The following is a 21,861-nucleotide window of genomic DNA, read 5'->3' as shown; positions in this document are numbered from 1 at the left end:
TAACTTTGCAACCTAAATTCGTGCGATGGATTCCCGGAGAGGTCGCCGGCAGGGCGTTCGCTAAGGGGATGGGAGCGTCGGCGGGCGCGGAAAAGCGCGGCGGGACAGGATGCGGCGCGGTGGGGCGGCCGGCGCAGGGCGCCCAAGGCCGCGCCTTCAGATCATCCATTCCCGAGCCGCGGCCGGTGGGTTTCGCCGGCCGCGTCGGTTCACAGCCTGGAGCATCGCGCGGAAAGGCCTGTCCCGCGCCTGTCGAAGGGGCGGGAGCCAGCCTGCCGCTTGAAACCCGCTTAGGACCGCTCGAAGATGGCGGCGAGACCCTGGCCGCCGCCGATGCACATGGTCTCCAGACCGTAGCGCGCATCGCGGCGGCGCATCTCGTTCAGCATCGTCGCGGCGATTCGCGCCCCGGTGACGCCGATCGGGTGCCCCAGGGAAATGCCCGAGCCGTTGACGTTGAGCTTGTCCAGGCGGCTGTCGTCCTCGCCCCATTCCCACGCCTTGAGCAGCGCGAGCACCTGGGCCGCAAAAGCCTCGTTGATTTCGATGAGGTCCATGTCGTCCCAGCCCAGGCCCGTGCGCGCGAACAGCCGCTGGACGGCGCCCACCGGGCCGATGCCCATGCGGGAGGGATCGCAACCCGCCGCCGCCCAGCCGACGAACCAGCCGCTCGGCTCCAGGCCGAGCTTCGCGAGCTGGTCTTCGGCAACGACCAGGCAGGCCGCGGCGGCGTCATTCTGCTGGCTGGCGTTGCCGGCGGTCACCACGCCGCCCTCGATCGGCTTCAACCCGCCGAGCGTCTCCAGCGAGGCATCCTCGCGGAACCCCTCGTCCCGATCGAAGATCACGGGTTCGCCGCGCTTCTGCGGCACGGCGACGGGCACGATCTCGTCAGCGAACTTGCCCTCGCGCCAGGCGGCGGCGGCGCGCTGGTGCGATCGGACGGCATAGGCGTCCGACTGCTCCCGCGTGATGCCATAGTCGCGGGCGAGATTTTCGGCGGTCTCGATCATGCCCGTGATCACGCCATAGCGTTCGATCGGCTGCGACATCAGGCGGGCGCGGGTCAGCCGGTCGTGCAGTTCGAGGCTGCCCATGCGCGCGCCCTTGCGCAGCGCGGTCGAATAATGTTCGACATTGGACATGCTTTCCGCGCCGCCCGCGACCACGACGTCGGCGGCGCCGGTCTGAACCATCATGGCCGCTTCGATGATCGCCTGAAGGCCGGAGCCGCAGCGGCGGTCGAGCTGGAAGCCCGGCACATTCTGGGGCATGCCGGCGGCCAGCCAGGACCAGCGGCCGATGCTGGGCGCCTCCCCGCTGGGATAGCCATGTCCGAAGACGACGTCGTCGACGCGTTCGGGATCGATCCCGCTGCGTTCGACCAGCGCCTTGATGATCGTGGCGCCCAATTGCCCCGCCGTCAGCGCGGAAAGGCCGCCGCCGAATTTCCCGACGGCGGTCCGAAGAGGCGAAACGATGGCGGCTCGACGCAATGTCATGATGTCAACTCCTGTAGATTCAACGGATTGCGGGTTTATGGATTGGGGCGATGGCTCTGGATGGCGCGCTCCAGCTGACCGGCGGCGGCCCTCAGGTCGGGAAGATAGCGCTCGATCAGATCCTCGCGGCTGTGGGCGTCGGAGAAGGTGGCGACATTGAGCGCCGCCAGGACCTGCCCCTCGCGGTCGCGGACGGGAACGGCCAGGGATCGCAGCCCGACCTCCAGTTCCTCCTCGACCAGGCTCCAGCGCCGCTCGCCCACGGCGACCAGTTCGGTGCGGAGCGCATCGGGGGAAACGATGGTGCGTTCGGTCCTCGGCTCCAGGGCGGCGCGCGCCAGCCACCGTTCGGTCTCGCACGGCGCGAGCGAGGCGAGGAGGACGCGGCCCATCGACGTGCAATGGCTGGGCAGGGTGCTGCCGACCATCAGCGGCGCGGCGATCACCTGGTTCCGCTCGGCGCGGGCGATGTAGATGATGCGGCCCGGGTCCGACGGATCGAGCGCGCCGACCGACACCGTTTCCTGAAGGCTGTCGCGCAAGGCGTTGGCGACCGCCTGGCTGGCGCTGGCCAGGGGGGTCGACGTCAGGAACCCGGCGGCCAGCGGCAGCAATTTGGGCGTGAGCGAATAGCGCCCGTCCCGCTCGCGAACATAGCCAAGGCATGTCAGCGTGTGCAGGCAGCGGCCGGCGCTGGGCCGGTTCAGCCCGCTCAGCCGCGCCGCTTCCGTGATGCTGAGCGAGGACTGCCCCTCGAAAGCGCGCAGCACGCCAAGGCCCCGCGCCAGCGAAAGCATGAAGTTGGGATCGGCGGCTTGGCTGTCGTCAGCCATGGGCATTGACCTTTTGCGCTTAAACGAATATTGGCGTTTTTATCCGATAATCGGACAAATAGGGATTATTATGGCAAAGCGCAAGATATTTCCCGACGCTGATGCAGCGCTTGAGGGCGTTCTCTTCGACGGGATGACCATCATGTCCGGCGGGTTCGGGCTTTCGGGCAATCCGGAACATCTGATCGCCGGCCTGCTGCGGAACGGCGTCAAGGAACTCACCGTCATCTCCAACAATTGCGGCGCGGACGGCTTCGGCCTCTGGACGCTGCTCAACAACGGCCAGATCCGCAAGATGGTCTCCTCCTATATCGGGGAGAACAAGCTGTTCGCGGAACTCTATCTGTCGGGCCAGCTCGAACTGGAGCTCAATCCGCAGGGCACGCTGGCGGAACGCATACGCGCGGGCGGCGCGGGCATTCCGGCCTTCTACACGAAGACCGGCGTGGGAACCGTCGTCGCGGAGGGCAAGCCCGTCGAGGAATTCGAAGGGTCGCTCTATGTGCGCGAAACGTGGCTGCGGGCCGACGTTTCCATCGTGAAGGCCTGGAAAGCCGATCCGGAGGGCAATCTCGTCTATCGCAAGACGGCGCGGAACTTCAATCCGAACATGGCGACCGCCGGCAAGATCACCATCGCCGAGGTGGAGGAGATCGTCCCGGCCGGCGCGCTCGACCCCGACCAGGTCCACACGCCTGGCATCTATGTCGATCGCGTGATCCAGGGACCGTCCTATGAGAAGCGAATCGAATTCCGGACCACGCGTCCCCGCACGGAGGAGAAGGCCTGATGCCCTGGACACGTGAGGAAATGGCGGCCCGCGCCGCCGGCGAGCTGCAGGACGGCTTTTATGTGAACCTGGGCATCGGCATTCCGACGCTGGTCGCCAATTATGTGCCCGCCGACATAGAGGTCGTTCTCCAGTCGGAGAACGGCCTGCTGGGCATCGGTCCCTTTCCCTATGAGGATGAAGTCGACCCGGACCTCATCAACGCGGGCAAGCAGACGGTGACCACTTTGCCCACGTCGAGCTTCTTCAGCTCGGCCGACAGCTTCGCCATGATCCGCGGCGGGCATATCGACCTTGCCATATTGGGCGCCATGGAGGTTGCCGGCAATGGCGACCTGGCCAACTGGACCGTGCCGGGCAAGATGATCAAGGGCATGGGCGGCGCGATGGACCTGGTCGCGGGCGTGAAGCGCGTCGTCGTGGTGATGAGCCACAGCGACAAGGCGGGCAATTCCAAGATCGTCGAACGCTGCACCCTGCCGCTCACCGGCACGGGCGTCGTCGACGCCATCATTTCCGACTTCGGCCGGTTCGTGCTGGATCGGGATCGCGGCGAATTGATCGTGCAGGAACTGGCGTCGGATCTCGACATCGATTTCGTTCGCGCCCGGACGGGAATCCCGATCCGGTCGGCCTGATCCGAAATCAGACAGGCGCCGCCAAACGGCGGGGGGGAGAGCGTTTTCGCAGGAAGCGGAGACGCTCTCTTTTCTTTTGCCTCTGCCCCGTCCGCGCCGAAGGGGAAAAGGCCCGTTCAGGCCTGGACGCGCATCGGCGGCTGCCTGTGCGGCGCGGCGAGGATGTTGAACAGGATGGGGGCGAGCGCCGCGCTGATGATCGCGACCAGCACCATGGCCGCGTTGGTCGCGGTGTCGAGCACGCCGATCCGGGTCGCGATGTCCGACGCCGCGACGATCAGGCTGATGCGCGCGCTCAGCAATATGCCGGCGGCCATCGCCTTTCTGCGGCCGTGGATCGGGACCAGCAGCAGCGACGGGATGATCTTGTTGGCGAAGGCGACCGCCACGAAGCCCGGCACCAGCCACAGGGTCTTGGGCGATCCCAACAGCGCGGGAATATCGAATTTCAGGCCGACATTGATGAAGAAGAAGGGCACGATGAAGCCATAGCCGATGACCTCCAGCCGCTCGCGCCGGTGGCTGCCGCGCGGAACGATCTGCCCCAGCAGCAATCCCGCGAGGAACGCCGCCAGCACCAGTTGCGAATTCAGCATCTCCGCCAGCCAGGCCGTCAGGAACAGCAGCGCCAGGCTGAGCCTGACGAAGGGCAGGCTGGTCCGGTTGTCCAGCCGCGCCGCGGGCACCCGCGCCAGCAGCCTGGGCAGCAGTCGGATCGCCGGGACGGCGATGGCGACAAGCGCCAGGCTGCCCAAGGCGCCCTGCGCGCTGCCGCTGACGACGATCCCGGCCAGGGCGGAAATGGCGATCATCGCGAAGAAGTCGACGAGCAGCGCGGCCGAGAGGATCGTCTGCCCGTATATGTCGCTGGCGATGCCCTTTTCCTGTATCATCGGCACGACGATGCCGACCGAGCTGGTGGAAAGGATCGCGGCATAGATCGCCAGGTGCACCAGGGGCGTCCCCGGGTCGAGCAGCAGCCAGGCGCCAAGGCCGGCCATGGCAAGGGTCAGCAGCGATATGAGGATGGCCAGGATGAGCGGCCTCACCCGCTGCGCCCCCTGCGGCCGGGCCAGCAACGCGCCGAAATCGACCTCCAGCCCCGCGATCACCATGGGTATGGCAAGCCCGATCTGGGCGAACAGCTCCATCGAGGGACCGGGCGACAGGAATCCCAGGCCATGCGGGCCGACCAGGATCCCGAACGCGATTTCCAGCACCAGCGCGGGCAAGAGGGCCTTGGGCATCCATTGGGCGACGACGGCGGCCAGTGCGCTGCCGGCGCAAGCCAGGGCCAATATGGAAACTATCACTTGTCCCTCTATGTCCTCATCATGGCGCGGCGGCGGATGCCCGCTTCCTGATTGCCGACCTTTTCTCCGGCGGCGCCTGAGGGTCGATCCGTTGGTGCGCGGACGGCCAGCCCTTATCCCATGAACGACCGGCACTCAACCGTTGGTTCCGGACGGATGGGACGAGTTGCGGGGAAGCCGACCCCGATGTCCGCCGGACCCGCCGCGTCAGCCGCCGAACGCCCGCCATCCGGCAACCGTCGCGCGCGCGGCGTCTCCCTGCGCCAGCGCAAGCGCGTCGGCCGCCTGGAGAACCCGGCGCTGCGCCTCGACCAGTTCGGCCAGCGAAACATGGCCCGCCCGATAGGCGCGATCCAGCGCGTCGCAGGCCGCGGTCGCGGCCCGGACCTCTTCGGCATGGACGGCTTCGCGCTCTCTGGCGGTCCGCCAGGCGACGACGGCGCGTTCGACATCCTCGGCGGCGCGCAGCGCGGCATTGCGGAACTGGGCGATGGCCTCCCGCTCCGCGCCCTTCGCCCGTGCGACCTCCGCATCGACCCGGCCGAAGTCGAAAAGCCGCCAGCGCAGGCCCAACCCGCCCTGCACCACGCTCGCCGGGCCGGAAAAGAGCCTGCCCGCGTCATTGCCCTGAAAACCCAGCAGGCCCGACAGGGTGAATTTGGGATAATATTCGGCAAGGGCGACGCCCAGCCGCGCATGGCCGGCAGCAACGCGCCGCTCGGCAGCGACCAGATCCGGCCTGCGCCGCATCAGATCGGCGGGCAGCCCCATGGCCGCGAAACCGGCGACCGGCACCGGCTCCGGCCTCTCCAGCGCCTGGACAACCGAATCCGGCAGGCCGCCGGCCAGCACCGCCAGCCGCGCCAACTGCGCCTGCGCCGCCTGGTCGAACTCGGCGATCCCGGCGCTGATCGCGGCGGTGGAGGCGCGGGACTGGTCCAGTTCGAAACGGGCAGCCGCGCCATGGACGAAGCGGGCGCGGACGATATTTTCCAGCTTCTGCGCCGCCGCCGCCTGATCGACGGCGATGGAGCGCCTGCGCTGCGCAGAACGAAGGAGGATATAGGCGTCGCCAATCTCCGCCGCCACGGTGAGGCGGACGGCCTGGCTGTCGGCGACGGCCGCCTCCAGTTCCGCGACGGCCGCTTCCCGCCCGCGCTTCAGCCCGCCGGCAAGGTCCAGTTCCCAGCTTGCCCCGCCGACCAGTTCGAAACTGTCCTGCGTCCGGTCGAAATCCGGGACATAATCGGCGATCTGCCCCAGCCCGGCCCTCAGCGACTGGCGCGTCCGGACCGCGGAACCGTCCAGCGATCCCGACGGCATCCGCGCCGCCCGCGCCGACCCGGCGGCCGCCCTTGCCTGGTCGACCCGCGCCATCGCCGCCTCCACGTCGAAGCCGCCCTTGAGGCCGCGCGCGACCAGACCGTCCAGCATGGGGTCGGCAAAATCCCGCCACCAGGGCCTGCCGCCCGGCTCCACGATCAGGGGAGCATTGTGAAAGGCGGCCGGCAGCGGCAAGGCCGGCCGTCGATACTCCGTGCCCGCGGCGCAGCCGCCCAGCAGGGCAAGGCCGATCAGGGCGGCCAGCGACCGATTCGTCGTCACGACGCTTCTCCCGTCCGGGCGAGCAGGAGATAGACGACCGGCGTCGCCACCCGCGACAGCAGGGTGGAGGCGATCAGGCCGCCGATGATCGCGACCGCCATCGGGCCGTACAGCCCCGATCCGCCCATGGCCAGCGGCAGCAGCCCGCCGATCGCCGTGACGGAGGTGAGCAGCACGGGCAGGAAGCGCATCTCGCCCGCCTGCTCGATCGCTTCGCGCATGGCGATCCCCTGCCCCCGCAACTGTTCGGTGAAATCGACGAGAAGGATCGAATTCTTTATCTCTATGCCGATCAGCGCGATCAGGCCGATCATCGCCGTGAAGCTCAGCGAATTGCCCGTCAGCCACAGCGCCAGGACGGCGCCGAGCAGGCCGAGCGGTATGATGCTGGCCACCACCGCGACGAGCCTGAAGCGCCCGAATTCCATGACCAGCACGGCCAATATGCCGAGGCAGGCGACGATCGCCGCCGCCGTCATCCCCGCATTGCCGCTTTCCTGCTCCTCCGCTTCGCCGCCAAGCGCGATGGTGTAGCCCGCCGGCAGGCGCACGGCCCCGCGCACCCGGTCGAGCGCGGCTTGCGTCACCGCCCCCGTCAGATGGCCTGCCCCGACATAGGCCGTCAGGGTGACGGATCGTTCGCGATCATGGCGTTCGATGCGCGCCGGTCCCGTTTCCATGCCGGGATCGGCAAGGGCGCGAAGCGGCACCGCCCGGCCGTCGACGGACGGAACATGGATCCGGTCGAGCGCCTCGACCCTGTTGCGCTGCGCCATGGGCAGCCTGACGCGGACGGGATAGTCGTCCCCTTCCGCATCGCGAAGGCGGCCGGAAAATTCGCCGTCCAGCGCCAGCCGGGCGGCCTGTCGGGCGGCGCCCGCCGGGACGCCCAGCGCAGCCGCCTTCGCCTCGTCGATCCCCAGCGCCAGGTCGGCGCGGTCCTGGCGGACCGGATTGTCGACGTCGCGGATGCCCGGCGTGCCGGCCATGGCCGCCTCCGCCCGCCGGGCAAGGGCGCTCAGGGTAGCGAGATCCTCGCCGGCGATGCGGATTTCTATGGGGGCGGCGATCGGCGGACCCTGAACGAAGCCCAGGACGGTGATGCGCGCCCCGGGAAAGGCGGCGAACTCCCGCCGCAGGTCCGAAAGAAGCCGGGCGGAATGGGCGGGCCGGCCGTCGCGCAACGACACCGCGACCTCCGCGAAGGCAGGGTCGGGATCATGCTGGCGGACATTATAATAGATCTGGGGATTGCCCCGGCCCAGATTGGCGGCGAACCATTCCACCTCCGGCGCCCGCGCGAGCCGCCGTTCGACCTGGCGCAGGACCGCGTCGGTCGCGGGCAGCGAAGCCCCCTGCGGCAGTTCGATGCGGACCAGGAATTGCGGCGTGTCGGCCGGCGGGAAAAGGCTGGTCCCGATGGCCGCGATCAGCGGCGCGATGAACAGGCAGAGCCCGCCCAGCAGCGCCAGCGCCAGCCCGGGCCGGTCGAGCGCGCGATGCAGCACGGGCGCGTAGAAGCGATGGATGCCCCGCTCGATCATCGCCAGCATGCGATTGCCCTTCTCATCCTCGCGCGCGGGCAGCACCCGGCTGGCGACGAAGGGAATGATCGTGAGCGCGATGACGAAGGATGCGGAAACCGTGGCGATCACGCTGACGGGAAGGGAGCGGATGAACGCGCCAGACCCTTCCGGCAGCGCCAGCAGCGGCAGGAAGGCGAGCAGCAGGCAGGCCGTGCACCCCGCGACCGCCAGCAATATCTGCCGCGAACCCTCCATGGCGGCGGTGACGCGGTCCTCGCCGGATCGCTGGCGGCGCGTGATGTTCTCGACCACCACGACGCTGTCGTCGACGAGCAGCCCCAGCGAAAGCACGAAACCGCTGATCGAAAGCTGGTTCAGCCCGAACCCCAGCGCCTGCAGGATGGCAAGGCCGGCAAGCAGCGACAGCGGGATGGCGAACATCACCACCCCGGCGGCGCGCAGCCCCAGCGGAAGCAGCGTGATGGAGACGATGGCCAGCGCCAGCAGGAAATCCCGGTAGAGGCCGTTCAGCCGCCGCTCCACATTGCTGGCCTGGAAGAAGCCATATTCGAGCTTGACGCCGCCGGGGACCATCCGCTCGAAACGGGCCAGTTCCGTCCGGATCGCCTGGGTCAGGACGCCGATGTCCACGCCCTCCTTGGCCGTGGCGGTAAGCAGCAGGGCACGCCGGCCGTTGAAGCGGACGACATGCTCCGGCTCCCCGCTCGCCCATTCGACCCGCGCCAGGTCGCCTATGCGCGCCACCGCCCCCTCGCGGGAAAGGACCGGAACCCGCCGCACATCGTCGAGCGAGCGAAAGGCGCCGCCGGTCCGGACGATCAGGCGGCGCTGCCCCGCATTGACCGATCCGACGGGCGCCTCGTCGCTGGCCCGCTTCAGCGCGTCGACGACCAGCGAGGCGGGCAGGCGCAGTTCGGCGAGGCGGCCCGGATCGATCGCGACGCGCACCTCCATCGGCGGCGCGCCCCAATATTCCGCCCGGCGCACGCCGGGAATGCGGGCAATATCCTCCCCCATGTCGTCGGCGAATTTCTCCAGCCGCCGCATCGGCAGCCGGTCGCTGACCAGGGCGGCCTGGAAAATCGCCGTCTCGCTGGTCCGGTTGCGGACGACGTCCAGCCGCGTGACGCCGTCGGGCAGCGTCGGCCGCAGGGCCGTGACCTCGCGGACGACCTCCTCATATTTGCGCTCGGCGCTGCTGGACCAGTCGAATTCGGCCTGGATCGTCGCCGCGCCGTCGGTCGCGCTGGCCTGCACGTCCTTCAGGTCGTCAATGCCGTAGAGGGCATTTTCGACCGGCTTGATCACCAGCTGCTCCAGATCGGCGGGCGTGGCCCCCGGCATCGCGATGCGGATGCTCATGCCCGGAACCGGGAATTGCGGGTCTTCGGACCGCGCGACGCTGATCCAGGAGGCAATCCCGACCGCCAGCGCCAAGCCTGTCAGGACCAGGGTCAGGCGGCTGCGCCGGATGAGGAAGGCGGCGGGGTTGAAGCCCATCTCTCAGTTCCCGCCCGCCACAAGGACAGGATCGCCGTCTTTCAGATAGCCCGCTCCCGCCGTGACGACGCGCGTGCCGGGGGACAGGCCGGCCACGACCGCATCGTCGGCCTCGAACCGGACCAGCCGCAGGCGGACGAACCTGGCCCGGCCGTTCGCGCCGACGGTGAAGACGCCCCCCTCCCGGCCCGATCGGGGGACGAAGGCTTCGGCGGGGACGGCCGCCAGCGAAGGTTGCGCGGGGGCGGCGGAGGACGGGAAACGGACGGAGGCGATGGCGCCGCTTTGCCCATGGCCGCCCGACGGCAACCGGACCTCGACCATGCGCGTGCCCGTCGCGCCGTCGACCAGCGGCTGGCTTTTCGCGACCCGTCCGGGCAGCGCCTGCCGCCCTTCGAAACGGACTTCGGCAGGCGTGCCGATGGCGATGCCCTCGGCATCCCGTTCCGCCAGCGGCACCCTGATGACGAGCGGGCTGTCATAGTCCGCGACCCGCAGGATCGCCTGTCCCGCGCCGACCGTTTCGCCAAGCTGCGACAGGCGTTCCAGCACCACGCCGGAAAAGGGCGAGACGAGCGTTGCCGATTGCTGGTCGTAACGCGCCGCCGCCGCCGCCGCCCTCGCCTGTTCCACCGTGTCGCGCTGGTCCTGAACCGCCGCCGACGCGACCGACCCGCTCTGCGCGAGCGCCTCCAGCCGCGCCAGGGTGCGCGTGGCGCGGGCCAGCTCCGCATCCCGCGAAGCGAGCTGTTGCTGGATGTCGGTGCCGGCGATCCGGGCCAGCGGCTGACCCACGCGGATGCGGCTCCCCATGTCGACCGTCAGGCGGGAAATCACGCCGCCGACGCGAAAGGACAGGGTGGATTGCCGCTCATAGGCCGCCGTGCCGGAGGCGCTGACCCCCTGTCGCGCGGAAGCCGGCGCGGCGAGAGCGACGCGGACGGCCGTGGGGGCCGGTTCCGCCTCGTCGCGCCGCGCCGCGCCGCAGCCGGGCAGCAGCAAGGCGGCGAGGGCCGCCGCGACGGCCATGAGACGGCCCGCCCGCACATCCATGGCGGGCAGGCCTGCGGGGGAATGATCGGTCATCGGGCCACTTCGGCAGGAATGAAGGCGGCGCTTGCGATCCCAGGGATCAGAAGCTGAAGGAGAGGGCGAGGCCGGCAATGGCCTGCACCTTCGATCCCTCCTCGACGATCGGGCTGTCGCCGGCGTCTCCAAGATAACGGTTGGCGCCGGCCCGCGCGATCAGCCCCCACCGCCGACTGAGCCGATAACCCAGGGTCGCGCCCGCGCCGACGTCGCGAAGGCCGCCGCCGGGCCGATAGGCGGCAAGGCCGGACCGTAGCGACTCCTCCGCCGTGACGCCGAAATAGCTGCGCATATATTTGCCGTCGCCATAATTGGCCTGCGCGTCGACATTCACGAAAACCCGACCGCCGCGATAGGCCGCGTAGGAAAGCTGCGCGGTCGCCACCAGGCCGTCATGGCCGTCATTGACGTCCTTGAGCACGGTCAGGTCGACGGCGACCTCCCCCTGCCCCTTTTCATCGCCGCCGAAGCGATAGCCGACGAACCCGCCCAGCTCGACAGCCTGTCCTACATCGTCCAGCAGCTTCACTCGTCCGTCGCCGTCGCTCGAACTGTTGCGCTTGAACCGCAGGTTGATCGCCGGGCCGAACTGCACCGGGCTGTCGCCCAGCAGGTCGAGGCGGGCGCGCAGCCCGCGCAGTTCGAACTCCATCCCCTTCCAGCGCAGGTCGGCTATGCCGAAGGGAATGAGCTGATAGCTTTTGGCGCCGTCATAGGCGGGCGTGGCGCCGGGGCCGAGCGCGATGAAGCCCGTAGGCCCCTTCCCTTCACGCCCGTCCTCCATCTTGCGGCCGCTCTCCGCCGTATCGCCGAGCGCCTCCTGCGCGGCCGCGGGGGCGGAGGCGATGGTGAACAGGGCCAGGAGGGGCCCGATGACAAGTCGTTTCATGCGCAATCTCCAGGGCGACGGCACGATGCCGCCGGTGCCCCACCCGGCTAATGGGGGAAGGGATTTGCGGGCAAAGCGATATTCGCACTTGCACAATTTACTTCGTAAATTTACACTGTACGCACGGCAAATGGACATTCACGATGCATGATTTCGCGAAATTGCATGTCGAGGATTGGGCGAAGCGGCACGGCCTGCTGGCGGGAATCGCGCTGTTGTTCGCGGCCACGCTCGCCTGGCTCGGCGCCTTCGGTTCCCATGATTTCGAACCGTTCGCGCGGGTCGGCTATTGGACCGTCATCTTCCTCGTCCAATATGGGCTGGCCGCCGTGACGATGCCTCTTCTGCGGGCCTGGCCCCCGCTCGCCGCCGGTTCCATGGTCCATCGCGTGGCGCTGGGAACGGCGATCACCTCCGTGCCGATGTTCTTCGTCACCGCCGCCGCCTCTATGTCGGAGGGGACGTGGACCCCGGTTCCCAGCGAAGTGTTCGAACTGATCCTGGCGATATGGATCATCGGCGGGGCCTATCTGTTCCTCTGGGAAAAACTGTCTTCCGCGCCCTTCCCGGCGGGACGGTCCGTCGAAGCGGCGACGCCGCCGATCCCGAACCCGCCGGCAGAGGCCGCGTCCCGGCACGCCCCCGCGACGGACGGCCTGCTGTTCGAACGGTTGCCGCCCGAACTGGGGCGGGACGTCATATGCCTGGGCAATGAGGATCATTATGTCCGCGTGCACACGACCCTGGGCAACGCCCTCATCCTCATGCGCTTCGCCGACGCGCTCGACAGCCTCTCGGCCATGGAGGGCCAGCGGGTCCATCGGTCCTGGTGGGTGTCGCGCAGCGCGGTCGTCCGGATCGACCGTTTCGGCCGCACGGCGCGGCTGCAATTGCGCAACGGCCTGACCGTGCCGGTGTCGCAACCCTATCTCGCGCTTGCGAAAAGGCTCTGGGGTCCGACCCACGGCACGGTCGCGGCATGACCGCCGGGGACGGGCGCCACCCGCGCTGGCAGGGGGGGGAGGCGTTCGCCTCCTCCCAGGCGATCTTTCGAAACGCCGCCCATGCCATGATCCGGGCCGGCAGCCTGTCGACCCTGTCCATGCGCGGCCTTGCGGCGGCGGTCGGGGCCAGCGCCATGACCGCCTATCGCTACTATCCCGACAAGCATGCCCTGATCGCCGATGTGCGCGAGGAGGTGTGGCGGCAATTCGCGGCCTGTCTCGACCGTGCGACGGCCGGCATTTCCGGCGCGGAGGATCGGTTCCGGCGCGCCTGCGACGCCTATGTGCGCTTCGCGCTCGACCGGGAACATGAATTCCGCCTGCTGTTCGAAACCGACAAGCAGGAAACGGCCGCCAGGCCGGAGGGGTCGAGCGACGCCGCGTCCTGGACCCTGCTGACCGGTCTGGTCAGGCAACTGATGCCCGACGCGGATCGGGACGAGGTTCTGGAGCAGGCGCACTGGATCTGGGCGAGCCTGCACGGAATGACGATGCTGCATCTTTCCGGCCGGCTGATGCTGGGCCGGTCGCTCGACCAACTGGCCGCGAAGGTGATCGAGGCCCACCTCCAGGCCTTGCGGCAAAGCGCCGGCGGGCGCGCGTCCCCGGTCGCGCCGCTTCTATAGCCGGGACGTCCGCTCCGTCATGGCCGCCGCGTCGGAAGTAGCCCCAGGCGAGAGATTTCATGTCGGAGGCGGAATCCTTGGCACTTGCGCGCTCCCCCGCAGTTCCCTGCCGCAAGGAGGATGCCGTGTCGGACAAGATCGTTTCCATTGGCCTGCTGACCGCGAGGGATCTTGAGCTTCTGGGCCAGGGATTCCGCCGGCACTTTCCCATCAGGGATGACGACCTGTTCAAGGATCTGCTGGCTAAGCTGGACGAGCTGCCGGCACGGCCGGACCCGCGCGCCGATGGCAAGCGGTGAAGGGGCGGCCAAGAAGGCTCGGCCTTTGCCTGCTGCTGGCGGCGATGCTGTTGATCCTTGCCGCCATCGTCGGCCTGATGGTCCATTCCAGCATCGAGGCGCCCGACCCCGCATCGCGCACGCCCAAGGGCGCCATGCCGCCGGAGGGGGAACCGATGCGCCCCGCGGATTAGGCGGCATTGCGGCTCGCCATCTCGCGAAGGCCGGTCGTGCGATAAGGTAGTGCATGCTTGTGGAGGAGGAAAAGATGATCCGCATGTTCCTGGTGGCGGGCAGCCTGCTCGCCGCGGCCTGTTCGGGCGAGCCGGCTTCCGACCGGAACGCCCTCGGCGGCGCAGCCATCAACCGGGCGGACGACGCGCCGGGCAATGGCGCGGCCGTTCCGCCGCCGACCAGCGGATCGGGCGCCGTGCCGCCCAATGCGCCCGCCGCGAACAATTCCCCATGAACCACCGACGGGGCGGGATGGCCGAAGCCGAACGTCCGTTGGAGCCGCAATCCGGACGCCGCGCCCGCTATCGGGACGCCCTTTTCGCGGCGAACCAGATGACGTGCCTTGGCCCCTTGCCGTTGCTGCGGGCGCGCACGGCGACCTCCTCCACGGCCAGGCCGGCGCGGGACAGGCGGCGGGCGAAGCTCGCGTCGGGCGCGGCGGACCAGATCGCCAATATGCCGCCGGGCCTGAGCGCGGCGATGGCCGCCGCGATCCCCTGCGCCGAATAGAGGCGGTCGTTCGCCTGGCGCACCAGCCCGTCCGGCCCGTTGTCGACGTCCAGCAATATGGCGTCGTACAGCCCCCGCGCCGCGCCGATCACATCGGCCACGTCCGCCTGGACCAGGCGCACGCGCGGATCGTCCAGGCACTCCGCGGCCAGTTCCGCCATCGGTCCCCGCGCCCATTGGATGATCTCCGGCACCAGTTCCGCCACGGTGACGGTTGCCGTGCCGTCGAGCGCGGCCAGAGCCGCCCGCAGCGTGAAACCCATGCCGTAACCGCCGATCAGCAGATGCGGGCGCGCCCGGCCGCGCAGCCTTTCGCAACTGAGATTGGCGAGCGCCTCCTCCGATCCGCTCATCCGGCTGCTCATCAACTCGTTGCGGTCGAGCACGATCATGAAATCCCCGCCCCGCCGATAGAGGGTCAGTTCCTCTCCGCCGGGAACCTGCGCCGATCCGATGAATTCGCGTGCCTGCATGCCACTTTCTCCCGGCGGGGTCCGCCGCCGGGGGGCTTTACGGCAATGCAGCGCGGCGTCAAAGGAGCGAGATGCGATATTTCCTCGATACAGAATTCAACGGCTTCGGCGGCGACCTCATCAGCCTGGCGCTCGTCCCCGAAATCGGGGACCAGGATTTCTACGTCTCCCTCCCCCTGCCGGCCGAAATCCACCCCTGGGTGGAGAAGAATGTGATCCCCTATCTGCGCTTCGTGCCGCCGGGCGTCGACCATCAGTTGAACCGGGTGGAGGCCGCCCAGCATCTGGAGGCCTATCTGGCGCATGACCGCGATCCGCTGATCATCGCCGACTGGCCCGACGACCTGGCCCATTTCTGCGCCCTGCTCGTGACCGGCCCGGCCGAGATGATCAGGCTGGACGGGCTGCGCCTGGAACTCATCAACGGCGCGGGGTTCAGCGCCGCGTCCAACAGCCGGATGCCGCACAACGCCCTGCATGACGCCCATGCGCTCAAGGACTTCTATCTCAACTGGGCCGTCTGACCGGGCGGGCCGAAGGGTTCGACCGATCTTTTGACAGCGGGCGCGGGACGGCGCATGGGCGGGGCATGCACCTCGCCCGTTTCGACATCGACCTGTTCCTGCGCGACCATTGGCAGAAGCGCCCGCTGCTGATCCGCAACCCGTGGAGCGCATGGCGCAATCCGCTGGCGCCCGACGAGCTGGCCGGCCTCGCCTGCGAGGAGGGCGTCGAATCGCGCCTCATTACCCGGCAGGCGGATCGGCTCGCCATGGAAAGCGGCCCGCTGCCGGAGGATCGCTTCACCGAACTTCGCGACGCCTGGACGCTGCTGGTGCAGGCGGTCGACCATCATGCGCCCGATGTCGCGGCGCTGATCCAACCCTTCCGCTTCATACCCGACTGGCGCATCGACGACGTGATGGTCAGCTATGCGACCGACGGAGGCGGCGTCGGGCCGCATTTCGACCAATATGACGTGTTCCTGGTGCAGGGCCTGGGCAGAAGGCGCTGGCGCGTCGGCCCGCGATGCGATTCCGCGACGCCGCTGCTGCCGCATGACGACCTGCGCCTGATCCCGGATTTCGAGGCGACGGAGGATCATATCCTCGAACCCGGCGACATTCTCTATGTCCCGCCCTGCTTCGCCCATGACGGCGTGGCGGTGGGCGGCGACTGCATGACCTATTCCATCGGCTTCCGCGCGCCGTCCCGCGCCGAACTGGTCGAAAACTGGTGCCGCCATCAGGCCGACGCCATGGCGGACGAGGATCGCTATGCCGATCCCGACCTCATCCGCCAGTCCAATGCCGGCGAGATCTCGGCGTCGGCCATCGACCGGATGCATGCCATGGCGATGGAGGCCCTGTCCGACCGCAACGCCTTCGCCCGCTGGTTCGGCCTGCACAACAGCCTGCCCAAATATGCGGACATGGACTGGCGGCCGGATGAACCGGCGGACCGGCGGACGGTGCGCGCCATGCTGGCCCAGGGCGTTCCGCTCGGCCGCAATCCGGCCAGCCGCTTTGCCTTCATCCGGCCGGGCGAACCGGAACTGCTGCTGTTCGTGGACGGCCATGGCTTCGATTGCGACGGCGACGCCGCCCTGCTGGCCGAAGCGCTGTGCAGGGAACCGATGACGGTCGTGGACGCGAAACTCGCCGCTTCCCCGGCCGTGGTCGCGCTGGTGGCGGCGTTGATCGACCAGGGCAGCCTGGCGTTCGACGCGGACTGATCCGTCATGGCGCTCATCCTGTTCAACAAGCCTTATGGCGTGCTCTGCCAGTTCAGCGATGAACGGACGGGGCGGCCCCGGCCGACGCTGGCCGCCTATATCGACCGTCCCGGCTTCTATCCGGCGGGCCGGCTCGACCTCGACAGCGAGGGATTGCTGCTGCTGACCGACGATGGCCGCCTGCAGGCGCGGATAGCCGACCCCCGCTTCAAGATGCCCAAGACCTATCTTGTCCAGGTGGAGGGCGATCCGGACGAGGCCGCGCTGGCGGCGCTGCGGCATGGCGTGCGGCTGAAGGACGGTCCGACCCTGCCCGCGCAGGTCGAACGCATCGAGGCGCCCGCGCTCTGGCCCCGCGACCCGCCGGTCCGGTTCCGCAAGAGCGTGCCGGACCGCTGGCTGCGGCTGACGATCCGCGAAGGACGCAACCGGCAGGTCAGGCGCATGACGGCCGCCATCGGCCATCCGACCCTGCGGCTGGTGCGCTGGCGGATCGGCGACTGGACGCTGGACGGCATCCCCCAGGGGCAATGGCGCGACGCATGAAGATATGGCGCGCAGGACCGCCGCACAGGATTGGCCGGGGCGCGGCTTGATCTGGGTGATTCCTTTTGCCGTTGCCCGGAACGGGCGCGGTCCGCATAGCGATGGCATGGACGCGAACACGACGACTCTGATCATGACCATTCTCAGCCGGGCGCCGCAATGGATCAGGCACGACCTGCTGTCGAAGGATGCGAGCGTCAAGCAACGGGCGGAGGAAACGCTGGCCGCCATGATCGCCAATGCCCTCGCCACGGGAACCGACGAGTCCACGGCGAGTTAGGGACCGAGTTCCTTCAGGCAAGGCTCCAGCAATGACATGCCGCTCCTTTTTCGGCGCCCTCATGCCGGCGGCGGCCCTATGGGCGGCCGCCGCGACCCCGGCGCCAGCCGGCGCGCAGGGACCGGCCACCGACATGGAGGTGCGGTGCGCCGCCGGACGGCGCTTTTTTCTCCGCGCCGATGCAGACCGCGCCACGATCGTCTGGAAGGACGGACAACTCACGCTGGAACGCGGGGCATTGCCGCTGGGCCTATATTATCGCAGCCCCAGGGCGGCGCTCATCATCGACGGCGACTATGTTTCTTTCGTGCCCAGGGGCGACCGGAACTGGCGCGACTGCCGCCTCCTGCCCCGGACCGATGCCGTGGAGCGCGACTGATCATCCCGGCGGGGCAATCCGCCGTTTACAATCCGCATTCCTTTGCGCAAATAGCGCTAACATCCTCCTGAAACGGGTTCGCTGACATGGCCGACGAAGACAAGAACGACATCACCGCCCTCACCGTCCAGTTGCTCAGCGCCTATGTTTCCAGGAACAGCGTGCCGAGCGACAGCCTGGCCGACCTGATCAGGACGACCCGCGCGGCGCTGACGGAAAATGCCGCCGCGGCTGTTGCGGAACCCGCCGCCGAAACCTTCACGCCGGCGGTTTCGGTGCGCAGGAGCCTCGCCTCGCCCGATCGCATCCTCAGCCTGATCGACGGCAGGCCCTACAAGACCCTGAAGCGCCATCTGGCCGCTCACGGCCTGACGCCGGAACAATATCGGGAACGCTACAAGCTGCCCAGCAGCTATCCGCTGGTGGCGCAAAGCTATTCGGAGGCGCGCCGCGCCGTGGCGGAAAAGGCGGGACTGGGCAAGAAGCCGGTCGCCGCCGCAAGCCCGACCGCCGCGCCGCAGGCCAAGGCGGCGGCGCCCAAGGCACCCGAAAAGGCCGCTCCCGCCTCCCGTTCCGATGCCCCGGCAAAGGCCGACGCGCCCGCAAAGGCCGCGGCTCCTAAGAAGGACAAGGCAAAGGACGCGCCCACCCCCATCATATCGAACCGCGGCAATCGCGCCGCGACGTCGGCCTCCGCCAAAAAGGCGCCCGCGCAGGAAAAGGCCCCCGAAGCCGCGACCGCCAAATCCTGATCATGGGCGGGAAGCGAGCGACCGCGGCCCCGCTTCCCATCCCGGCGGTCCCGGCGCCGGATTCGATCAGGCGCGGGTGAAGCGCCAGCGGTCCGGCTCGCTCTCCCCGGCGTCGAAGCGATAACCGTCGCTGTCGAAACCGCGCATCGCCTCGACATCGGTTATGTGATGTTCGCACATCCATCGGGCCATCATGCCGCGCGCCCGCTTGGCGTTGAAGCTGACGAAACGCGGTCCGTCGGGGCCGGGTTCGCGAAAATCGACGTCGATGACGCGGATGCCCGCCAGCTTGCCTTCCACCGCCGCGAAATATTCCTGGCTGGCAAGGTTGAGGATCACGCCCGACCCTTCCTGCGCGACCTGCCCGCGCAACAGGGCGGCGATGCGATCGCCCCACCAGTCGGTCAGCTTGCTGTGGCGCGGCGCCCAGCGCGTTCCCATCTCCAGCCGATAGGGCCGGATCGCATCCAGCGGCCGCAACAGGCCATAAAGGCCCGACAGCATCCGGACATGGTCCTGGGCGAAGGCGATGCCCGCTTCGTCCAGCGTCTGCGCTTCGAAACCGGCATAGACGTCGCCGGCGAAGGCGAACAGGGCCTGCCGCTCCGGCAGGTGGGGAAAATCGCGAAAGCGGTCCGCATTGAGCTTCGCCAGGCGCGGCGAGATATGCATCAGCTCCGACAGCCGCTTCTGCGACAGGTTCGCCGCCGATCTCGCCAGGCTATGCGCCTCTTCAAGGAAATGCGGCGCCGTGACCGGTAGGGGCGGCGGCGCGCTTTCGAAATCCAGCGTCTTGGCGGGGGATAGCAGCACGATCATCGCAGCCTCCGTAGCGGCCGCCCGCCCCTGCGTCAAAAGCCTGCGCCATCATGTTCCGTACGCCGCCGCAGCCGGGAAGTGGCCTAGGGTGTGTGGGGATTCAGCCCATGGCGGGCTGCAAATAGCGGCTTTCTCCGCTTCCGGTGCTCACGTACTGAAGTACGCTGCGTCGAAACGAGTCACCTGCCTCGTTTCGAGGTTCTCGAAATCCACTATTTTCGCCGCGCCCTGAACTGAATCCCCACACACCCTAGACAGCCTCGTCAGGGCTGAAGTCGATACCGCCCAATAAAATCCATCTTCTTCTGCGGAACCGAAACGACTTCGCCGCGCGATTCCGGCTGGGCGCGCCGCCCAGGCGACGATTCTCGCCGGATCGGATCGAATAGTGGCCGCTATTATCCATTCATTATTGGCCAATGCATTGAAATCCTTGCCTGGAATTTACCTGGATCAAGATTTCGAAGGCCTTTCCACCGCTTTCCATCCGCATCCCTGCATCGACCGACCTATCCTCTGGTCGCCCGCATATTGTTCCGTATTGGGAATGACGAAAAGGGTTCGCATGCACATATCACAGGACACAATCTTTTCGAATCAATCGCCTAGCGAAACAAATTCCGTCTTATCCTGATCTACATCAACATTCAGATTTTTGTCGCATTGACCTGTCTTTCTATTAAGAAAGATATAGTAAATTAGCTGTAATCAACAATATACCATTCGTTCACGCATATGGGGGGCCAATGCGCCGCGACGCTCGCAAATTGCTGGAGAAGCTGAACCGCAGGGATTTCGCCTATCGCGAATTCGAGGACAGGTTTTCGGAAACGGAATTATGGCCCATTTTCGCGGCTGTTCTGGGCGACCAGAAGGTGGTGGGCGACGACGCGGCGCGGCTTCCCGTCCCGCAGGTGCGGCAACAGGACGAACGGCCCGCCCCCAGGGCGCCGCAACCCCCGGCCGCGCCCGGCCAGATCTTCGCCCGATATGACGCGCAACCGCGCCGGGCCGCGCCGAAGGCCAATGTCGACCTCAAGGAATTCTTCAACCGCTTCTCGGAGCTGGATTGATGGCGGTCGTCCTGGTTCAATCGCCCAAGGGGGGCACCGGCGCGACGTTTCTGGCGGCCCAGCTTGCCCTGCACCTGGCGGGCAAGGGCTATGAGGTCAACGCGCTCGACTGCACCTTCCAGGATTCGCTGAAGATGCATTTCGGCTTCATGCCGGCGCAGGCCGTGCCGGAATGGGGCGCGGCCGGCGGGGAGCCGCTGGTGGCCTTCGGCGTCAGCGTCATGCAGGGCCATGGCCAGAGCCGCTCCGCCGCCTTCGCGGCGCGGGCCGACCGGGAATATGAGCGGATGTTCGACCCCGGCCATATCTGGGTCGTCGACGTCGCGTCGGAGGACCGGCGCCTGCTGGAGCTGCTGATGCCGCGCTGCGCGCTGCACATCTGCCCGCTGCTGCCCACCGCCGCCTCGCTCGCCACGCTCAACCGCCTCAGCGAGACGGCCCCGGCGATGAAGCTCGACCGCACCGTCTTCGTCCTCAACCAGCTTGACGACCGGCAGAAGCTGTCCCGCCACAGCCACAGCTTCGTCCGCGACCTGTTCGGGGACCAGTTGCTGGCCACCATCCGCCGCGACGAGGCGGTCAATGAAGCGCTCGCCCGGTTCGAACTCATCGGCAAATATGCGCCGACCAGCGCCGCGTTGCAGGATCTGCGCCTGTTCGCCGACGCCGTGGAGGAGCGCATCGGGCTGCGACCCGCCCCGGAAGACGCGAGCATACAGGTCACGGGGGACGCCTGATGTCCCTTCCTTCCCGTTTCGCGCCGCAGGCCCTGCTCAGGCTTGCGGCAGGGCTCCTGGTGGCGGCCGTGGTCATCGTCGTCGTCACGGTGCCGCTCGACCTGGAATCGCAATGGATCTTCGCGCTGACCACCATGGCGGGCGTGATCCTGTTCAACCGTTCGCCCGGCAAGCGGTCGACCATCGCCATCGGCCTGCTGTCGCTGCTGGTGTCCACCCGCTACCTGTTCTGGCGCACGACCCACACGCTGGACTTCGACAGCCTGCCCGCGGCGCTGCTGGGCACGGGCCTCTATCTGGCGGAACTCTACGCCTGGGTCATCCTGGTCCTGGGCCTGTTGCAGACCAGCTGGCCGCTGGACCGCCCGGTGGTGGAGATCGAGGGCGAACCGGACCAGTGGCCGGTCATCGACGTCTATATCCCGACCTATAATGAGAGCCTGGCGATCGTCCAGAACACGGTCTTCGCGGCGATGGACATGGATTATCCGCGCGACCGCTTCCACGTCTATATCCTGGACGACGGCCGCCGCCCCGAATTCCGGGCCTTCGCGCGGCAGGCGGGCTGCGGCTACCTGACGCGGGCCGACAATCTGCACGCCAAGGCGGGCAACCTGAACGCCGCGATGAAGAAGACCGACGGCGAACTGATCGCGATCGGCTCTGTTGCAAAGATTGGCGGCAGTCAGAGGTAGGCTGTCGCTCTGCG

24 protein-coding genes and 1 pseudogene are annotated in these 21,861 nt (G+C 68.0%); 16 read left to right on the top strand and 9 right to left on the bottom strand.

Annotated elements, in window-relative coordinates:
- Positions 1-290: 290 nt before the first annotated feature.
- Positions 291-1,502: an acetyl-CoA C-acetyltransferase gene (locus SPHS8_RS18365; RefSeq protein ID WP_013054067.1), complete on the bottom strand. Its 1,212-nt coding sequence runs from the start codon at positions 1,500-1,502 to the stop codon at positions 291-293.
- Positions 1,503-1,537: 35 nt separating this feature from the next.
- Entirely contained in the window at positions 1,538-2,335 is a 798-nt protein-coding gene (locus SPHS8_RS18360) for an IclR family transcriptional regulator domain-containing protein (RefSeq protein WP_007684916.1), read from the bottom strand.
- Positions 2,336-2,405: 70 nt separating this feature from the next.
- Here SPHS8_RS18360 and SPHS8_RS18355 point away from each other — a divergent pair, with 70 nt between their 5' ends.
- Positions 2,406-3,125: a CoA transferase subunit A gene (locus SPHS8_RS18355; RefSeq protein WP_007684919.1), complete on the top strand. Its 720-nt coding sequence runs from the start codon at positions 2,406-2,408 to the stop codon at positions 3,123-3,125.
- Entirely contained in the window at positions 3,125-3,763 is a 639-nt protein-coding gene (locus tag SPHS8_RS18350) for a 3-oxoacid CoA-transferase subunit B (RefSeq protein ID WP_007686450.1), read from the top strand. Before SPHS8_RS18355 ends, SPHS8_RS18350 begins: the two co-directional genes overlap by 1 nt.
- A 116-nt stretch (positions 3,764-3,879) precedes the next feature.
- Here SPHS8_RS18350 and SPHS8_RS18345 read toward each other — a convergent pair whose 3' ends face one another.
- The 5 genes from SPHS8_RS18345 to SPHS8_RS18325 all read right to left on the bottom strand — a co-directional run bounded on the left by SPHS8_RS18345 (position 3,880) and on the right by SPHS8_RS18325 (position 11,706).
- Entirely contained in the window at positions 3,880-5,061 is a 1,182-nt protein-coding gene (locus SPHS8_RS18345) for a cation:proton antiporter (protein WP_007686449.1), read from the bottom strand.
- Between the two features lie 222 nt (positions 5,062-5,283).
- Positions 5,284-6,681, bottom strand: coding sequence for an efflux transporter outer membrane subunit (locus SPHS8_RS18340; RefSeq protein ID WP_037509263.1), 1,398 nt, complete (start codon positions 6,679-6,681; stop codon positions 5,284-5,286).
- The gene (locus SPHS8_RS18335; protein WP_007686447.1) at positions 6,678-9,728 is read right to left on the bottom strand and encodes an efflux RND transporter permease subunit; all 3,051 of its coding nucleotides are present in this window, start codon (positions 9,726-9,728) and stop codon (positions 6,678-6,680) included. Before SPHS8_RS18335 ends, SPHS8_RS18340 begins: the two co-directional genes overlap by 4 nt.
- Before the next feature lie 3 nt (positions 9,729-9,731).
- On the bottom strand, positions 9,732-10,814 hold the full coding sequence (locus SPHS8_RS18330; RefSeq protein WP_007686446.1) for an efflux RND transporter periplasmic adaptor subunit: 1,083 nt from the start codon (positions 10,812-10,814) through the stop codon (positions 9,732-9,734).
- Between the two features lie 46 nt (positions 10,815-10,860).
- Entirely contained in the window at positions 10,861-11,706 is an 846-nt protein-coding gene (locus tag SPHS8_RS18325) for a MipA/OmpV family protein (protein WP_007686445.1), read from the bottom strand.
- A gap of 143 nt (positions 11,707-11,849) precedes the next feature.
- On the opposite strand from SPHS8_RS18325, the gene SPHS8_RS18320 reads away from it, so the two are divergent.
- From SPHS8_RS18320 to SPHS8_RS18300, 5 genes are all read left to right on the top strand, one after another.
- Entirely contained in the window at positions 11,850-12,689 is an 840-nt protein-coding gene (locus SPHS8_RS18320) for a LytTR family DNA-binding domain-containing protein (protein ID WP_007686444.1), read from the top strand.
- Positions 12,686-13,336, top strand: coding sequence for a TetR/AcrR family transcriptional regulator (locus tag SPHS8_RS18315; RefSeq protein WP_025772807.1), 651 nt, complete (start codon positions 12,686-12,688; stop codon positions 13,334-13,336). The genes SPHS8_RS18320 and SPHS8_RS18315 overlap by 4 nt, the downstream gene beginning before the upstream one ends.
- 125 nt (positions 13,337-13,461) lie before the next feature.
- Entirely contained in the window at positions 13,462-13,635 is a 174-nt protein-coding gene (locus SPHS8_RS18310; protein WP_233431815.1) for a hypothetical protein, read from the top strand.
- Positions 13,632-13,808: a hypothetical protein gene (locus tag SPHS8_RS18305; protein WP_007686440.1), complete on the top strand. Its 177-nt coding sequence runs from the start codon at positions 13,632-13,634 to the stop codon at positions 13,806-13,808. Before SPHS8_RS18310 ends, SPHS8_RS18305 begins: the two co-directional genes overlap by 4 nt.
- A 74-nt stretch (positions 13,809-13,882) precedes the next feature.
- The gene (locus SPHS8_RS18300; protein ID WP_233431816.1) at positions 13,883-14,083 is read left to right on the top strand and encodes a hypothetical protein; all 201 of its coding nucleotides are present in this window, start codon (positions 13,883-13,885) and stop codon (positions 14,081-14,083) included.
- A gap of 67 nt (positions 14,084-14,150) precedes the next feature.
- On the opposite strand, the gene SPHS8_RS18295 is transcribed toward SPHS8_RS18300, so the two are convergent.
- Entirely contained in the window at positions 14,151-14,831 is a 681-nt protein-coding gene (locus tag SPHS8_RS18295; RefSeq protein ID WP_007686435.1) for a spermidine synthase, read from the bottom strand.
- Positions 14,832-14,902: 71 nt separating this feature from the next.
- Between SPHS8_RS18295 and SPHS8_RS18290 the strand changes: the two genes are divergently transcribed.
- From SPHS8_RS18290 to SPHS8_RS18265, 6 genes are all read left to right on the top strand, one after another.
- Positions 14,903-15,355 carry a hypothetical protein gene (locus SPHS8_RS18290; RefSeq protein ID WP_007686433.1) on the top strand — a complete coding sequence of 151 codons (453 nt, stop codon included), beginning with the start codon at positions 14,903-14,905 and terminating at the stop codon, positions 15,353-15,355.
- Between the two features lie 65 nt (positions 15,356-15,420).
- Positions 15,421-16,566, top strand: coding sequence for a cupin domain-containing protein (locus SPHS8_RS18285; protein WP_007686430.1), 1,146 nt, complete (start codon positions 15,421-15,423; stop codon positions 16,564-16,566).
- 6 nt (positions 16,567-16,572) lie between these two features.
- Entirely contained in the window at positions 16,573-17,112 is a 540-nt protein-coding gene (locus tag SPHS8_RS18280; protein ID WP_007686429.1) for a pseudouridine synthase, read from the top strand.
- A gap of 4 nt (positions 17,113-17,116) precedes the next feature.
- The gene (locus tag SPHS8_RS18275; RefSeq protein WP_007686426.1) at positions 17,117-17,392 is read left to right on the top strand and encodes a hypothetical protein; all 276 of its coding nucleotides are present in this window, start codon (positions 17,117-17,119) and stop codon (positions 17,390-17,392) included.
- A 61-nt stretch (positions 17,393-17,453) separates the two neighbouring features.
- Positions 17,454-17,771: a hypothetical protein gene (locus SPHS8_RS18270; RefSeq protein ID WP_235870834.1), complete on the top strand. Its 318-nt coding sequence runs from the start codon at positions 17,454-17,456 to the stop codon at positions 17,769-17,771.
- An 86-nt stretch (positions 17,772-17,857) separates the two neighbouring features.
- Entirely contained in the window at positions 17,858-18,523 is a 666-nt protein-coding gene (locus SPHS8_RS18265) for a MucR family transcriptional regulator (protein WP_007686420.1), read from the top strand.
- Positions 18,524-18,589: 66 nt separating this feature from the next.
- Here SPHS8_RS18265 and yaaA read toward each other — a convergent pair whose 3' ends face one another.
- Complete coding sequence (gene yaaA, locus SPHS8_RS18260; RefSeq protein WP_007686418.1) at positions 18,590-19,342, bottom strand: peroxide stress protein YaaA; 753 nt, start codon at positions 19,340-19,342, stop codon at positions 18,590-18,592.
- A gap of 746 nt (positions 19,343-20,088) precedes the next feature.
- On the opposite strand from yaaA, the gene SPHS8_RS18255 reads away from it, so the two are divergent.
- The 3 genes and pseudogenes from SPHS8_RS18255 to SPHS8_RS18245 all read left to right on the top strand — a co-directional run.
- Entirely contained in the window at positions 20,089-20,415 is a 327-nt protein-coding gene (locus SPHS8_RS18255; RefSeq protein ID WP_007686416.1) for a hypothetical protein, read from the top strand.
- Positions 20,415-21,152 carry a cellulose synthase operon protein YhjQ/BcsQ gene (locus tag SPHS8_RS18250; protein ID WP_007686414.1) on the top strand — a complete coding sequence of 246 codons (738 nt, stop codon included), beginning with the start codon at positions 20,415-20,417 and terminating at the stop codon, positions 21,150-21,152. Before SPHS8_RS18255 ends, SPHS8_RS18250 begins: the two co-directional genes overlap by 1 nt.
- A pseudogene (locus tag SPHS8_RS18245) lies at positions 21,152-21,811 on the top strand (glycosyltransferase); the annotation flags it as partial. The gene SPHS8_RS18250 and the pseudogene SPHS8_RS18245, both read left to right, overlap by 1 nt.
- Positions 21,812-21,861: the final 50 nt, after the last annotated feature.

Source organism: Sphingobium sp. S6 (assembly GCF_905120495.1).
Lineage (GTDB): Bacteria > Pseudomonadota > Alphaproteobacteria > Sphingomonadales > Sphingomonadaceae > Sphingobium > Sphingobium agri.
The sequence above is the reverse complement of the archived record's forward strand: the minus strand, read 5'-3'. Positions and strand labels throughout refer to the sequence as shown.

Excerpts from the sequence above, each read along its gene's own strand:
- SPHS8_RS18365 (WP_013054067.1), bottom strand. The coding sequence starts at position 1,502 with ATGACATTGCGTCGAGCCGCCATCGTTTCGCCTCTTCGGACCGCCGTC.
- SPHS8_RS18360 (WP_007684916.1), bottom strand. The coding sequence starts at position 2,335 with ATGGCTGACGACAGCCAAGCCGCCGATCCCAACTTCATGCTTTCGCTG.
- SPHS8_RS18355 (WP_007684919.1), top strand. The coding sequence starts at position 2,406 with ATGGCAAAGCGCAAGATATTTCCCGACGCTGATGCAGCGCTTGAGGGC.
- SPHS8_RS18350 (WP_007686450.1), top strand. The coding sequence starts at position 3,125 with ATGCCCTGGACACGTGAGGAAATGGCGGCCCGCGCCGCCGGCGAGCTG.
- SPHS8_RS18335 (WP_007686447.1), bottom strand. The coding sequence starts at position 9,728 with ATGGGCTTCAACCCCGCCGCCTTCCTCATCCGGCGCAGCCGCCTGACC.
- SPHS8_RS18330 (WP_007686446.1), bottom strand. The coding sequence starts at position 10,814 with ATGACCGATCATTCCCCCGCAGGCCTGCCCGCCATGGATGTGCGGGCG.
- SPHS8_RS18325 (WP_007686445.1), bottom strand. The coding sequence starts at position 11,706 with ATGAAACGACTTGTCATCGGGCCCCTCCTGGCCCTGTTCACCATCGCC.
- SPHS8_RS18320 (WP_007686444.1), top strand. The coding sequence starts at position 11,850 with ATGCATGATTTCGCGAAATTGCATGTCGAGGATTGGGCGAAGCGGCAC.
- SPHS8_RS18315 (WP_025772807.1), top strand. The coding sequence starts at position 12,686 with ATGACCGCCGGGGACGGGCGCCACCCGCGCTGGCAGGGGGGGGAGGCG.
- SPHS8_RS18300 (WP_233431816.1), top strand. The coding sequence starts at position 13,883 with ATGATCCGCATGTTCCTGGTGGCGGGCAGCCTGCTCGCCGCGGCCTGT.
- SPHS8_RS18295 (WP_007686435.1), bottom strand. The coding sequence starts at position 14,831 with ATGCAGGCACGCGAATTCATCGGATCGGCGCAGGTTCCCGGCGGAGAG.
- SPHS8_RS18290 (WP_007686433.1), top strand. The coding sequence starts at position 14,903 with ATGCGATATTTCCTCGATACAGAATTCAACGGCTTCGGCGGCGACCTC.
- SPHS8_RS18285 (WP_007686430.1), top strand. The coding sequence starts at position 15,421 with ATGCACCTCGCCCGTTTCGACATCGACCTGTTCCTGCGCGACCATTGG.
- SPHS8_RS18280 (WP_007686429.1), top strand. The coding sequence starts at position 16,573 with ATGGCGCTCATCCTGTTCAACAAGCCTTATGGCGTGCTCTGCCAGTTC.
- SPHS8_RS18275 (WP_007686426.1), top strand. The coding sequence starts at position 17,117 with ATGGCGCGCAGGACCGCCGCACAGGATTGGCCGGGGCGCGGCTTGATC.
- SPHS8_RS18270 (WP_235870834.1), top strand. The coding sequence starts at position 17,454 with ATGCCGGCGGCGGCCCTATGGGCGGCCGCCGCGACCCCGGCGCCAGCC.
- SPHS8_RS18265 (WP_007686420.1), top strand. The coding sequence starts at position 17,858 with ATGGCCGACGAAGACAAGAACGACATCACCGCCCTCACCGTCCAGTTG.
- yaaA (WP_007686418.1), bottom strand. The coding sequence starts at position 19,342 with ATGATCGTGCTGCTATCCCCCGCCAAGACGCTGGATTTCGAAAGCGCG.
- SPHS8_RS18255 (WP_007686416.1), top strand. The coding sequence starts at position 20,089 with ATGCGCCGCGACGCTCGCAAATTGCTGGAGAAGCTGAACCGCAGGGAT.
- SPHS8_RS18250 (WP_007686414.1), top strand. The coding sequence starts at position 20,415 with ATGGCGGTCGTCCTGGTTCAATCGCCCAAGGGGGGCACCGGCGCGACG.